The 12,107-nt window shown below is 43.8% G+C and carries 9 protein-coding genes, 17 tRNA genes and 2 rRNA genes (1 of these 28 running past the window's edge); 4 read left to right on the top strand and 24 right to left on the bottom strand.

Annotated features, from left to right (window positions below; all coding sequences use genetic code 11):
- The first annotated feature begins 26 nt into the window (after positions 1–26).
- Positions 27–1,031, top strand: a complete 1,005-nt coding sequence (gene galR / locus SNAG_RS02345; RefSeq protein ID WP_096406166.1) for a DNA-binding transcriptional regulator GalR — start codon at positions 27–29, stop codon at positions 1,029–1,031.
- A 35-nt stretch (positions 1,032–1,066) separates the two neighbouring features.
- Here the strand turns inward: galR and SNAG_RS02340 are convergent, their stop codons facing one another.
- A complete protein-coding gene (locus tag SNAG_RS02340) occupies positions 1,067–1,957 on the bottom strand; it encodes a cation diffusion facilitator family transporter (RefSeq protein WP_096406163.1) in 891 nt (296 codons plus the stop codon).
- A 130-nt stretch (positions 1,958–2,087) separates the two neighbouring features.
- Here SNAG_RS02340 and SNAG_RS02335 point away from each other — a divergent pair, with 130 nt between their 5' ends.
- Both SNAG_RS02335 and SNAG_RS02330 read left to right on the top strand, forming a co-directional pair.
- Entirely contained in the window at positions 2,088–2,642 is a 555-nt protein-coding gene (locus SNAG_RS02335; RefSeq protein ID WP_096408811.1) for a TetR/AcrR family transcriptional regulator, read from the top strand.
- 26 nt (positions 2,643–2,668) lie between these two features.
- Positions 2,669–3,001, top strand: a complete 333-nt coding sequence (locus SNAG_RS02330; RefSeq protein ID WP_096406161.1) for a glucuronide permease — start codon at positions 2,669–2,671, stop codon at positions 2,999–3,001.
- Positions 3,002–3,086: 85 nt separating this feature from the next.
- Here the strand turns inward: SNAG_RS02330 and SNAG_RS02325 are convergent, their stop codons facing one another.
- The 4 genes from SNAG_RS02325 to SNAG_RS02310 form a co-directional block, all read right to left on the bottom strand.
- The gene (locus SNAG_RS02325; protein WP_096406158.1) at positions 3,087–4,607 is read right to left on the bottom strand and encodes an ABC transporter permease/substrate-binding protein; all 1,521 of its coding nucleotides are present in this window, start codon (positions 4,605–4,607) and stop codon (positions 3,087–3,089) included.
- A complete protein-coding gene (locus SNAG_RS02320; protein ID WP_096406155.1) occupies positions 4,600–5,328 on the bottom strand; it encodes an ATP-binding cassette domain-containing protein in 729 nt (242 codons plus the stop codon). Before SNAG_RS02320 ends, SNAG_RS02325 begins: the two co-directional genes overlap by 8 nt.
- A 72-nt stretch (positions 5,329–5,400) precedes the next feature.
- Positions 5,401–5,844, bottom strand: a complete 444-nt coding sequence (locus tag SNAG_RS02315; protein WP_096406153.1) for a MarR family winged helix-turn-helix transcriptional regulator — start codon at positions 5,842–5,844, stop codon at positions 5,401–5,403.
- 143 nt (positions 5,845–5,987) lie between these two features.
- Positions 5,988–7,181: an O-antigen ligase family protein gene (locus tag SNAG_RS02310; protein WP_096408808.1), complete on the bottom strand. Its 1,194-nt coding sequence runs from the start codon at positions 7,179–7,181 to the stop codon at positions 5,988–5,990.
- A 277-nt stretch (positions 7,182–7,458) separates the two neighbouring features.
- Here SNAG_RS02310 and birA point away from each other — a divergent pair, with 277 nt between their 5' ends.
- On the top strand, positions 7,459–8,394 hold the full coding sequence (gene birA, locus SNAG_RS02305; protein WP_096406150.1) for a bifunctional biotin--[acetyl-CoA-carboxylase] ligase/biotin operon repressor BirA: 936 nt from the start codon (positions 7,459–7,461) through the stop codon (positions 8,392–8,394).
- 82 nt (positions 8,395–8,476) lie between these two features.
- Here the strand turns inward: birA and SNAG_RS02300 are convergent.
- The 19 genes from SNAG_RS02300 to SNAG_RS02210 all read right to left on the bottom strand — a co-directional run.
- A tRNA-Ser gene (locus SNAG_RS02300) sits at positions 8,477–8,564 on the bottom strand.
- A 6-nt stretch (positions 8,565–8,570) separates the two neighbouring features.
- A tRNA-Ile gene (locus SNAG_RS02295) sits at positions 8,571–8,644 on the bottom strand.
- Between the two features lie 33 nt (positions 8,645–8,677).
- A tRNA-Gly gene (locus tag SNAG_RS02290) sits at positions 8,678–8,748 on the bottom strand.
- Between the two features lie 15 nt (positions 8,749–8,763).
- A tRNA-Phe gene (locus tag SNAG_RS02285) sits at positions 8,764–8,836 on the bottom strand.
- A gap of 4 nt (positions 8,837–8,840) precedes the next feature.
- A tRNA-Met gene (locus SNAG_RS02280) sits at positions 8,841–8,914 on the bottom strand.
- A gap of 10 nt (positions 8,915–8,924) precedes the next feature.
- Positions 8,925–9,014: transfer RNA gene (locus tag SNAG_RS02275), tRNA-Ser, on the bottom strand.
- A 10-nt stretch (positions 9,015–9,024) separates the two neighbouring features.
- Positions 9,025–9,098 (bottom strand) — tRNA-Ile (locus SNAG_RS02270).
- A 13-nt stretch (positions 9,099–9,111) separates the two neighbouring features.
- A tRNA-Met gene (locus SNAG_RS02265) sits at positions 9,112–9,185 on the bottom strand.
- 5 nt (positions 9,186–9,190) lie between these two features.
- Positions 9,191–9,264 (bottom strand) — tRNA-Pro (locus tag SNAG_RS02260).
- A 16-nt stretch (positions 9,265–9,280) separates the two neighbouring features.
- Positions 9,281–9,354 (bottom strand) — tRNA-Arg (locus SNAG_RS02255).
- A gap of 11 nt (positions 9,355–9,365) precedes the next feature.
- Positions 9,366–9,451, bottom strand: a tRNA-Leu gene (locus SNAG_RS02250).
- A 7-nt stretch (positions 9,452–9,458) separates the two neighbouring features.
- Positions 9,459–9,530 (bottom strand) — tRNA-Gly (locus SNAG_RS02245).
- A 22-nt stretch (positions 9,531–9,552) separates the two neighbouring features.
- Positions 9,553–9,625, bottom strand: a tRNA-Thr gene (locus SNAG_RS02240).
- 12 nt (positions 9,626–9,637) lie between these two features.
- Positions 9,638–9,719 (bottom strand) — tRNA-Leu (locus SNAG_RS02235).
- 5 nt (positions 9,720–9,724) lie between these two features.
- Positions 9,725–9,797, bottom strand: a tRNA-Lys gene (locus tag SNAG_RS02230).
- A gap of 24 nt (positions 9,798–9,821) precedes the next feature.
- Positions 9,822–9,894 (bottom strand) — tRNA-Asp (locus SNAG_RS02225).
- A gap of 2 nt (positions 9,895–9,896) precedes the next feature.
- A tRNA-Val gene (locus SNAG_RS02220) sits at positions 9,897–9,969 on the bottom strand.
- Between the two features lie 5 nt (positions 9,970–9,974).
- Positions 9,975–10,090: ribosomal RNA gene (rrf, locus tag SNAG_RS02215) — 5S ribosomal RNA — on the bottom strand.
- Between the two features lie 76 nt (positions 10,091–10,166).
- Positions 10,167–12,107: ribosomal RNA gene (locus SNAG_RS02210) — 23S ribosomal RNA — on the bottom strand; it runs 962 nt beyond the window's last position.

The following is a 12,107-nucleotide window of genomic DNA, read 5'->3' as shown; positions in this document are numbered from 1 at the left end:
ATACTAACCTAAAAGGAGGAGGATTTATGGCTACCTTAAAAGACATTGCACAGCTAGCCTCTGTATCTATCGCGACCGTATCTCGTGTCCTCAATCGCGACCAGAGCCTATCTGTCACAGAAGAAACCAGACACCGTATTTTAACTGTCGCTGAAGAGCTGGGCTATACCAAGCACCTCAAGACAGGCGAATCCCACAAGCCCAAGCAGAAAATTGCCATTATCCAATGGGTCAGCGAGCAGGGGGAACTAGACGACCTCTACTACTACCAGATTCGTCTCGGTATTGAAAAAAGAGCCCAAGAGTTGGACTATGATATCTTGCGCTATTTTAACGACCATCCTTTTACACTGAGCGAGGAAGTAATCGGGATACTCTGTATTGGAAAGTTCAGCCGAGCTCAGATTTCTGCCTTTGAAGAATACCAAAAACCTTTAGTCTTTATAGACAGCGATACCCTCTCACTAGGCCATACCTGTATTATCACTGACTTTTACACTGCTGTAAAACAAGTTGTCGATCACTTCCTCAGCCAAGGGCTTGACCGTATCGGAATTCTCACCGGCCTTGAAGAAACAACCGACCAAGAAGAAATCATTCAGGATAAACGTCTTGAACATTTTAAAAACTACTCTCTATCAAAAGGTATCTACAATGACAAACTGGTCTTTCAAGGTAACTTTACTGCCCAGTCTGGCTATGACTTGATGAAGGAGGCCATTCACAAGCTAGGAGAACAACTCCCACCAGCCTTTTTCGCATCCAGCGATAGTTTAGCCATCGGTGCCCTCCGTGCCCTTCAAGAAGCTGGAATTAGCTTGCCAGACCGTGTAAATCTCATTTCTTTTAACGATACTAGCCTGACCAAGCAGGTCTATCCTCCTCTTTCTAGCATTACCGTCTATACCGAAGAAATGGGCCGAGCAGGTATGGATATTCTTAATAAGGAGGTTCTCCACGGTCGGAAAATTCCTAGTCTGACTATGTTGGGAACTAGACTGACTCTGAGAGAAAGTACACGGAATGAATAGGATATCAAAACGATCTCTTATTGAGGTCGTCTTTTCTAATGATGATGCCCATGGTTCTGCTCTAAGGCTGTTACCCTCCGCTTATGTTGCGCATGGTTGCTTTGACTAGCATCCACTTCGATAGTGATATTCTGCACGCCTCTTTCTTCTAAAAATTGACGAACTGCTTCTTTAGTTTCCATCATCTGCTCCCAGTTCTCGATACAAAGGTGAACAATGGCGTCATTTTCTAGACCGTCCATGGACCAAATACTGAGTTGATTAACACTTTTAACATTAGTTAGCCTTACTAACTCTTTCTCTAGCTTAGCAGTCTCGATACCTTCAGGCACAGCATCTAAGAAAATCTTAAGGGTAGACCAAAAGCGAGGAATGGCTTTCCAGAGAATAAAGCAAGAAATCAAGAGCGATAAAAGCGGATCAAGAAAGTACCAGTCAGTGACATACAAAACACAAGCAACCAGAATGACCGCTAGCCAACCAAGAATATCCTCTAAAAAATGCAAGGTCAGGATAGCTTCGTTCTTGGTCCGCCCCTTACGAACAATCAGACTAGCCAAGAGATTGATAAGAATCGCAATAACTCCCAACCACAGCATCCCTTGGTAGTTGACAGGCTGTGGCGATAGGAGGCGAGGAATATTCTCCAAGAGCATCATGACAGATCCTGTCAAAAGGATCAAGGCAGTCAGCATGGCGCCTAGCAGACTGAAGCGTTTATAACCAAGAGTATAACGTTTGTCTTCCTGACGATTGGAAATAGTTTCCAAACAAGCTGATAAACCTATGGCAAGAGCATCGCCCAAATCATGAACCGCATCTGCTAATACAGCACTTGAATTGAAGATGCCCCCAAAAATAAATTCGACAACAGAAAATGATAGATTCAAGAAAAAGGCTAGCCAGATAGATGTTTTAGAACTCATTTCTCTCCCTCCTTTGGTATAATAGGTATATATACTTCTTTCATTTGTATTATCTAATAAAATCCAAAGAAAGGATAGAAGCAAACTGTCAGTCTTGTTCAGTTCTGAACAGTTTGTCTCAAGTGTCTATATGCCAAAAAGAGACCGTCGAGTCAGCAAGACTAAAAAAGCCATCTATCAAGCTTTTTTACAACTTTTGAACAACAAGGGCTATGATGCTACTACTGTCCAAGATATCATTGACTTGGCAGATGTTGGTCGCTCGACTTTTTACTGTCACTACGAGAGCAAGGAACTGCTTTTAGATGAACTCTGTCGCTACCTCTTTCATCATCTCTTTGAAAGGGAAGAACACTTGACTACAGAAGACTACCTCGCACATATCTTTTTACATTTTCAAAAAAACCAGGACCATGTCACTAGTCTTCTTTTTTCAAAAAACGACTACTTTCTCCGCCAACTACACAAGGAACTCGAACACCATGTTTACCCCATGGTAGCGGAGGATTTGCAAGAGGCCTATCCAAACATTCCGGCTTCCTACCTCAAACATTTTGTAGTAACTAATTTTATCGAAACACTGACCTGGTGGCTAAAAAAAGGAAAATCTTATACAGAAGACCAAGTAGTGAGATTTTACTTAGATGTGATTGAGATGACTTCTACAACTCCACTTGATAACTAAGCCTGTAACTCAGAAAGGAACCAACTATGTTAACTTCGATGATTCTAGGAATACTAACGATTGTACTAGCTCTCGGTTTTTCACTTCTCCATCTCGCAGCTGCTTTCGCAGCCATAAAAGAAAAAAACTACTGTCGAGGAAATATGTGTATCTTGGTGGGAAGCTGTCTCACCTCACTAGCTCTTGCTATCTTTTTCTTTGTCCCGCTGGCAACTGTCATCTTATGGATAGTGGGCTCTAGCATCATCTGCTACGGCGCTTACTGGAATGGTCGCCAAAAAGGCTCTCACAACATATCGCATCATATTGTGAGGGTAGCACTAGCAATTTTAATTACGCTCCTCTTTATCTTACTCTAACATTAAAAATCCCATTTCGAATTATAGACGAGATGGGATTTTGTCTGCTAAAGAAGGGTGCTAGTGGCTACCACTGACTTTCCTTTTATTTCTTCAACAAACCTTGTTCTTGTAGAAACTCCTTGGCTACTTGTTCTGCTGGTTTGCCTTCAACACCGACTTGGTAGTTGAGCTGGCTCATCTGGCTTTCAGTAATTTTACCAGCCAATTTATTGAGAACCGTCTCCAACTCAGGATGTTTCTTGAGAAGAGCTTCTTTCATTAGTGGAGCCCCTTGATAAGGTGGGAAGAGTTGTTTGTCATCCTCCAAGACCTGCAAATCATAACGCGCCAACTCTGCATCGGTCGAATAGGCATCCGTGATTTGAATATCACCTGACTGAATTGCCTGATAGCGAAGGGCTGGCTCCATGGTCGCCACATTGAGATTGAGACCATACATTGACTGCAAGCCTTTATTTCCATCTTCACGGTCATTAAACTCAAGTGTAAAGCCTGCCTTCAACTGCCCTTCCACTTTTTTCAAGTCCGAAATGGTCTTCAAGCCATATTCTTGAGCAATCTTTTTCGGAACAGCTACAGCATAGGTATTTTGATAAGACATTGGTTTGAGATAAGCTAGATGATCCTGTTTGGCAATACCATCACGCGCTACCTGATAAACCTGCTCTGGCTCATGACCCACTTTCGGTGATGGCTGAAGTAAACTTTCAGTCACCGTACCAGTAAATTCAGGATAGATATCAATATCCCCTTTTTTCAGAGCTTCATAGAGGAAGCTTGTTTTCCCAAAATTCGGTTTAACAGTCGCAGTCATACTAGTATTTTCTTCAATCAAGAGTTTATACATATTTGCCAAGATTTCTGGTTCAGGCCCCAATTTCCCAGCAATAACCAAGTTTTCTTTCTCTTTTTGAGTCAAAAGAGCTGGACTATAAGACAGACCGAGTAATATGGTCACCAAGGCAAAACCAGAGAAAATCGTCCGCAATTTTTCTTTTTCCATCACTTTTAGTAGGAAGTTAAAGGCAATGGCCAGCACTGCAGAAGAAAGGGCTCCAATCAAAATCAGACTAGTATTATTGCGGTCAATTCCCAAAAGGATAAAGGAACCCAGTCCCCCTGCACCAATCAAGGCAGCCAAGGTCGCCGTACCGATGATCAAGACCGCTGCCGTCCGAATCCCAGACATAATAACAGGCATAGCAAGTGGAATTTCAAACTTCTTGAGACGCTCCCATCTGGTCATCCCAAAGGCAATCCCAGCCTCTTGCAGACTCGGATCAATTCCCTTTAGCCCAGTGATGGTATTTTGCAAAATCGGAAAAATAGCATAAATCACTAGAGCTGTCAAAGCAGGCAAGGTCCCAATTCCCATCAAGGGGATGAAGAGCCCCAATAAAGCCAGAGACGGGATGGTCTGGAAAATCCCTGCAATCTGCAAGATCCAATCCGCCATCTTTTCATGATAACGAAGAAATACCGCTAAGGGGACTGCAAGCAAAATAGCCAGTAACAGGGTCAAAAGTGACAACTGCAAATGTTGAGATAGAGCTGTTACCCAATCACCAAAACGATCCTGAAAAGTTGATATCAAATTAGTCATGAACACTACCTCCAAACAAGTCTGCTACAAAGTCTGTTGCAGGCGCTTTTAAAATCGTCTCAGGATTCGCCACCTGGCGAATCTCTCCATCCTGCAAAACAGCAATACGGTCCGCCAATTTCAAAGCTTCATCCGTATCATGGGTCACAAAAATCGTTGTCATCCCAAACTCTTTATGCAATTCTTTCGTCAAAACCTGCAACTGTTTTCTCGAAATAGCATCCAAGGCTGAAAAGGGCTCATCCATGAGGAGAATCTTAGGCTGACCAATCATAGCACGGACAATACCAACCCGTTGCTGTTCTCCACCAGATAGTTCACTTGGAAGTCGATGCCCATACTCAGCTACTGGTAAACCAACCTTAGCTAAAAGCTCTTCTGTTTTCTGAGCAATCTCTTCCTTAGTCCACCCCTTCATCTCAGGAATGAGAGCAATATTTTCCGCAACCGTTAGATTAGGAAACAGAGCAATGGCCTGTAAAACATAACCAGTAGAAAGACGAAGTTCACGCTCATCATAGTCTTTGATGCGCTTGCCATCCATATAAATATTTCCATCAGTTGGTTCCAAGAGACGGTTAATCATCTTGATCATGGTCGTCTTACCGGACCCAGAAGGTCCAACTAAAACCATGAACTCCCCATTCTCAATCCGTAAATTGACATCTCTCAAAACATCTTTTTCTGTGTAGCCTAGCGCTACATTTTTATATTCAATCATTCTTTGTCCTCAATTTATAATTTTCCTCGGTTTGTCAAGTTACCAAACTTTTAATAACTAATTTACCCCATTCTAAACCTCATTTCCCTTCTCTTTCAGATTAGCCAAAATTCTTTCTTGAAAGACTTCAAACTGGCGAATTTCTTCCTCAGAGAAACCTTTATAAAAAATAGCATCAAATTTTTTACTGACACGACGGCCAACTTCTTTCTGGGACCAACCTTGCTCTGTCAACTTGACATATTTCTTTCGCTTATCTATTCCACATGGGCTAATGATGACCAGATTTTGCTCCTCAAGTTTCTTAATCATGCTTGTCAGCGTATTATTGGTCAATCCTGTCGCAAGTGCAATATCTGTCGCCGTAGCGCAACCCGTTTCACTCTTCCATAACACCGTGAGAATCTTACCCTGTTCACTCCGATAAAGAGCCTCAGGATCTTGACTCAGTAACTTTTGAAAAATCCGCCCATTCAACAAACGAATATGATGGGCTACCAAATGACTATCTTTCATGACTTCTCCAATTTATTTCTATATCGAATTGTTTTTATTGTAACACCTGTTGTTCTATCTGTCAACTATTTCGACTTAGAAATAATTTTTGTCAACAAAAAAGACCTCCTACCTAGAGTAGAAGATCTCCGTTCTTGAGTAACTTAATCTGTCATTTCGGACACCAAGGTTCGATGTTCCAGTGGTAGACTGCACATAACCAACAAGAAGATGAATCCTGACTGTACCCAGAAGAGAGCCAAGTCAAAAATCCCATGTACAGCGACTACTGTCAGGAAGGAGAGATAAAGACCGATAATTGGTCGTTTACCAGACTCCTGACTCATATCCATCATCATGTGAACTGGGATAACCGAAGAAATGGATAGGAGAATGGTTCCAATCAATCCATAACTTAAAATAGTATCGATGTAAAGACTATGCGCGTGTTCGTGATAAGGAGCATGGATTCTAGGATAAGAATTCATATAGGTCAATGGACCTTCACCCCAAATCGGATTTTGTTTAAACAAAGCCATACCCGCATTCCATATCGAAACTCGCTCCTCCATTGAAGAATCTAGCGTTCCCATACGGACACCCAAATCGCTTGAGAAGAGGAAACAAAGGCCAATCCCAAAAACTCCAATACTGAGCCAGAAGGCGCGCCAGTTTTTAATGGTTGTAAAGAGATAAATGATGGCACCCGCTATAATAGCAGGGAAGGCTGTTCGATTTTGCGTGAAATTTAAACCAAAAAGATTTACAAAACCTGCTATCACACAAAAAATTTTTAACCATCTTAGCTTTGTCGTCGTAAAGAGGTAAAAAGCTATCATGATACAGAAGCAACAGATAATCCCATAGTAGTTAGGATTGAAGAAGGTCACCTCTGCACGGTTTTGGTGCCATACTTGCATATTTGGTGAAAGAAAGGCATAGTTAAATTTCTTTACAATTTGGAAATGCTCCAAAGTAGCAAAAGCGGCAGAGACAACACTACCAAACAAAACCGTCTGGAGTATCAGTCGAAAGAAAGCATGCGTCAGACGCTTCTGGTAAAAACTAAAGAAAATAAGAAATAGGAGCATCAGGAAAGATGCTGCTAGACCAAGCCAGTTCTTGGCGACGATGGAAATGATACTACTGTAGGCAATAAAAAAGAGAAGTACAGGATGTTTGGCTAATCCTTTGATAATTCCCTTCATCTCCCCAGTAACAAGTAAACCTATCAAATATAAAGCAAAGAGTGCTAAGAACAAATAAAAAGGTAAAAAGATACTCATGATCATCAAATACAAAAAGAAATCTTTTTTTGAAAGCCCTCTTATCTTATCCAGTAATCCAATTGATTTCAAAACGGATCCTTTCTGTTCTGGATTTCTCCAGAAGATAAATGCTAAACTATCTTTATATTCTACCATTTTTTCCGTCATTTGGGAACAATGAACACGCTATCAAAAAGAAAAAACTTTTACGGAAGTATCAAAGTATACTCTGTTATATTCAAAGACATTCCAGTCCAGTAGTTGCTAGAGAAAAAGAAGGAAACTTCTAAAAAAGGAAAAGCTATGGTAGAATATAATAAAGTTGAAAATAACTACTATATGAACGACAGTTAAAAAGGAAAAATCTATGAAATCACACCAACTAGTCTACCAAATACTAACCAGAGAAAACGACTATGTCAGCGGAGAAAAAATTGGCGAAGAACTGAATCTAAGTCGGACATCCATATGGAAAGCAATCCAACGCCTCCAACAAGAAGGGCTAGAAATTGACAGTATCAAAAATAGAGGATACAAGCTTATTCAAGGCGATCTGATATTGCCTGATTTGATTCAGGAGAAAAGCAACTTAACCATTCGCTACAAACCTGAGACCAAATCAACACAAACAGATGCAAAAGAAGGGATTGAAGCTGGAAACAAAGGAAATACACTCTATCTTTCAACCTGTCAAACAGCAGGTCGTGGCCGCTTTCAGCGTCCCTACTATTCTCCATCTCAGGGGGGGATCTATATGTCCCTGCATATTCAACCCAATCTTCCCTATGAAAAACTCCCTTCCTATACCCTCCTTGTAGCTGCTGCAGTCTACAAAGCCATTAAAAATCTAACTATGATAGAAGTATATATCAAATGGGTAAATGACATCTACTTTAAAAATAAAAAAATGGCAGGTATTCTTACCGAAGCAATGACATCAGTTGAGACAGGCTTAGTTACAGATGTCATTATCGGACTTGGTATAAATTTTTCTATAGAAGACTTTCCAGAAGAACTAAAAGAAAAAGCAGGTAGCCTATTTATGCCACCTGCACCAATTAGTCGTAATGAGCTCATCAGCGAAATATGGAATTGTTTCTACAATACGGATCCAGACGAGCTATTCTATTTCTATAAAGAGAGATCAATCGTACTGGGAAAGGAAATCACCTTCCAGCGAAATGGACAAAATGAAAAGGGAATTGCAAAAGACATCTCAAACACCGGTCAACTTCAAGTCGAACTAGAAGACAAAAAAAACATTTGGCTAAATAGTGGAGAGGTTTCCCTAACAAGTTGGTAATTAAAAATCCCCCTCTTATAAACTAAGAGGGGATAATTTATCTTACAAAGGCAACAAAAAAAGAGTTATCACTCTTAAATTACGGAGAATGGGGGATTCGAACCCCCGCGCCAGTTACCCGACCTAACGATTTAGCAAACCGTCCTCTTCAGCCTCTTGAGTAATTCTCCTATTAATGGGCACGAGTGGACTCGAACCACCGACCTCACGCTTATCAGGCGTGCGCTCTAACCACCTGAGCTACGCGCCCAAGTTAAAAACTTGGTATTTGAACAAAGTTCAAAGCGGGTGACGAGAATCGAACTCGCGACAACAGCTTGGAAGGCTGTAGTTTTACCACTAAACTACACCCGCATAGAAGATTAAATATGGCGCGAGACGGAATCGAACCGCCGACACATGGAGCTTCAATCCATTGCTCTACCAACTGAGCTACCGAGCCAAAATTGCGGGAGCAGGATTTGAACCTACGACCTTCGGGTTATGAGCCCGACGAGCTACCGAGCTGCTCCATCCCGCGTTAATATGAAAGGAGGATGTGGGATTCGAACCCACGCACGCTTTTACACGCCTGACGGTTTTCAAGACCGTTCCCTTCAGCCGGACTTGGGTAATCCTCCATTTTTTCAATGGACCTTGTAGGACTTGAACCTACGACCACTCGGTTATGAGCCGAGAGCTCTAACCAGCTGAGCTAAAGGTCCAACAAGATCATTATAGCGGCGAAGGGGATCGAACCCCCGACCTCCCGGGTATGAACCGGACGCTCTAGCCAGCTGAGCTACACCGCCATCAATCGGGAAGACAGGATTCGAACCTGCGACACCTTGGTCCCAAACCAAGTACTCTACCAAGCTGAGCTACTTCCCGAGTTAAATAGAAAAAATGCACCCTAGAGGAGTCGAACCTCTAACCGCCTGATTCGTAGTCAGGTACTCTATCCAGTTGAGCTAAGGGTGCCCATCAATATATGCCGAGGACCGGAATCGAACCGGTACGATCGTTACCAATCGCAGGATTTTAAGTCCTGTGCGTCTGCCAGTTCCGCCACCCCGGCCTCTCTAAGCGAACGACGGGATTCGAACCCGCGACCCCCACCTTGGCAAGGTGGTGTTCTACCACTGAACTACGTTCGCATCGACCTCTTATATAAAAAAATGCCGGCTACATGACTTGAACACGCGACCCTCTGATTACAAATCAGATGCTCTACCAACTGAGCTAAGCCGGCTGATTTCTATTATGCGGGTTAAGGGACTTGAACCCCCACGCCGTTAAGCGCCAGATCCTAAATCTGGTGCGTCTGCCAATTCCGCCAAACCCGCAAAGATGACCCGTACTGGGCTCGAACCAGTGACCCATTGATTAAAAGTCAATTGCTCTACCAACTGAGCTAACGAGTCTAAAATAACTTCCGTTATCTTAAACGGTCCCGACGGGAATCGAACCCGCGATCTTCGCCGTGACAGGGCGACGTGATAACCGCTACACTACGGGACCTATGGGAGTTAACGGGATCGAACCGCTGACCCTCTGCTTGTAAGGCAGATGCTCTCCCAGCTGAGCTAAACTCCCAAAGAGCTAAGCGACTTCCATATCTCACAGGGGGCAACCCCCAACTACTTCCGGCGTTCTAGGGCTTAACTGCTGTGTTCGGCATGGGTACAGGTGTATCTCCTAGGCTATCGTCACTTAACTCTGAGTAATACCTACTCAAAATTGAATATCTATCAAATCACAAGTAAACCTCGCGCTTCGTATCCTCAGTTACTTTGGATAAGTCCTCGAGCTATTAGTATTAGTCCGCTACATGTGTCGCCACACTTCCACTTCTAACCTATCTACCTGATCATCTCTCAGGGCTCTTACTGATATAAAATCATGGGAAATCTCATCTTGAGGTAGGTTTCACACTTAGATGCTTTCAGCGTTTATCCCGTCCCTACATAGCTACCCAGCGATGCCTTTGGCAAGACAACTGGTACACCAGCGGTAAGTCCACTCTGGTCCTCTCGTACTAGGAGCAGATCCTCTCAAATTTCCTACGCCCGCGACGGATAGGGACCGAACTGTCTCACGACGTTCTGAACCCAGCTCGCGTGCCGCTTTAATGGGCGAACAGCCCAACCCTTGGGACCGACTACAGCCCCAGGATGCGACGAGCCGACATCGAGGTGCCAAACCTCCCCGTCGATGTGAACTCTTGGGGGAGATAAGCCTGTTATCCCCAGGGTAGCTTTTATCCGTTGAGCGATGGCCCTTCCATACGGAACCACCGGATCACTAAGCCCGACTTTCGTCCCTGCTCGAGTTGTAGCTCTCGCAGTCAAGCTCCCTTATACCTTTACACTCTGCGAATGATTTCCAACCATTCTGAGGGAACCTTTGGGCGCCTCCGTTACCTTTTAGGAGGCGACCGCCCCAGTCAAACTGCCCGTCAGACACTGTCTCCGATAGGGATAACCTATCCGGGTTAGAGTGGCCATAACACAAGGGTAGTATCCCAACATCGTCTCCTTCGAAACTGGCGTCCCGATCTCGTAGACTCCTACCTATCCTGTACATGTGGTACAGACACTCAATATCAAACTGCAGTAAAGCTCCATGGGGTCTTTCCGTCCTGTCGCGGGTAACCTGCATCTTCACAGGTACTAAAATTTCACCGAGTCTCTCGTTGAGACAGTGCCCAAATCATTACGCCTTTCGTGCGGGTCGGAACTTACCCGACAAGGAATTTCGCTACCTTAGGACCGTTATAGTTACGGCCGCCGTTTACTGGGGCTTCAATTCATACCTTCGGATTACTCCTAAGCACTCCTCTTAACCTTCCAGCACCGGGCAGGCGTCACCCCCTATACATCATCTTACGATTTAGCAGAGAGCTGTGTTTTTGATAAACAGTTGCTTGGGCCTATTCACTGCGGCTGACATAAAGTCAGCACCCCTTCTCCCGAAGTTACGGGGTCATTTTGCCGAGTTCCTTAACGAGAGTTCTCTCGCTCACCTGAGGCTACTCGCCTCGACTACCTGTGTCGGTTTGCGGTACGGGTAGAGTATGTTTAAACGCTAGAAGCTTTTCTTGGCAGTGTGACGTCACTAACTTCGCTACTAAACTTCGCTCCCCATCACAGCTCAATGTTACAGATATAAGCATTTGACTCATATCACACCTCACTGCTTAGACAGACACTTCCATTCGTCTGCTTTAGTTAGCCTACTGCGTCCCTCCATCACTACATACTCTAGTACAGGAATATCAACCTGTTGTCCATCGGATACACCTTTCGGTCTCTCCTTAGGTCCCGACTAACCCAGGGCGGACGAGCCTTCCCCTGGAAACCTTAGTCTTACGGTGGACAGGATTCTCACCTGTCTTTCGCTACTCATACCGGCATTCTCACTTCTATGCGTTCCAGCACTCCTCACGGTATACCTTCATCACACATAGAACGCTCTCCTACCATACCTATAAAGGTATCCACAGCTTCGGTAAATTGTTTTAGCCCCGGTACATTTTCGGCGCAGGGTCACTCGACTAGTGAGCTATTACGCACTCTTTGAATGAATAGCTGCTTCTAAGCTAACATCCTAGTTGTCTGTGCAACCCCACATCCTTTTCCACTTAACAATTATTTTGGGACCTTAGCTGGTGGTCTGGGCTGTTTCCCTTTCGACTACGGATCTTAGCACTCGCAGTCTGACTGCCGACCATA

Source organism: Streptococcus sp. NPS 308 (genome assembly GCF_002355895.1).
Lineage (GTDB): Bacteria > Bacillota > Bacilli > Lactobacillales > Streptococcaceae > Streptococcus.
Note: the sequence above shows the minus strand (reverse complement) of the source record. Positions and strands in the feature narration are given on the sequence as shown.

Bases quoted from the DNA above. Each gene is read 5' to 3' on its own strand.
- galR (WP_096406166.1), top strand. From the start codon at position 27: ATGGCTACCTTAAAAGACATTGCACAGCTAGCCTCTGTATCTATCGCG.
- SNAG_RS02340 (WP_096406163.1), bottom strand. From the start codon at position 1,957: ATGAGTTCTAAAACATCTATCTGGCTAGCCTTTTTCTTGAATCTATCA.
- SNAG_RS02335 (WP_096408811.1), top strand. From the start codon at position 2,088: ATGCCAAAAAGAGACCGTCGAGTCAGCAAGACTAAAAAAGCCATCTAT.
- SNAG_RS02330 (WP_096406161.1), top strand. From the start codon at position 2,669: ATGTTAACTTCGATGATTCTAGGAATACTAACGATTGTACTAGCTCTC.
- SNAG_RS02325 (WP_096406158.1), bottom strand. From the start codon at position 4,607: ATGACTAATTTGATATCAACTTTTCAGGATCGTTTTGGTGATTGGGTA.
- SNAG_RS02320 (WP_096406155.1), bottom strand. From the start codon at position 5,328: ATGATTGAATATAAAAATGTAGCGCTAGGCTACACAGAAAAAGATGTT.
- SNAG_RS02315 (WP_096406153.1), bottom strand. From the start codon at position 5,844: ATGAAAGATAGTCATTTGGTAGCCCATCATATTCGTTTGTTGAATGGG.
- birA (WP_096406150.1), top strand. From the start codon at position 7,459: ATGAAATCACACCAACTAGTCTACCAAATACTAACCAGAGAAAACGAC.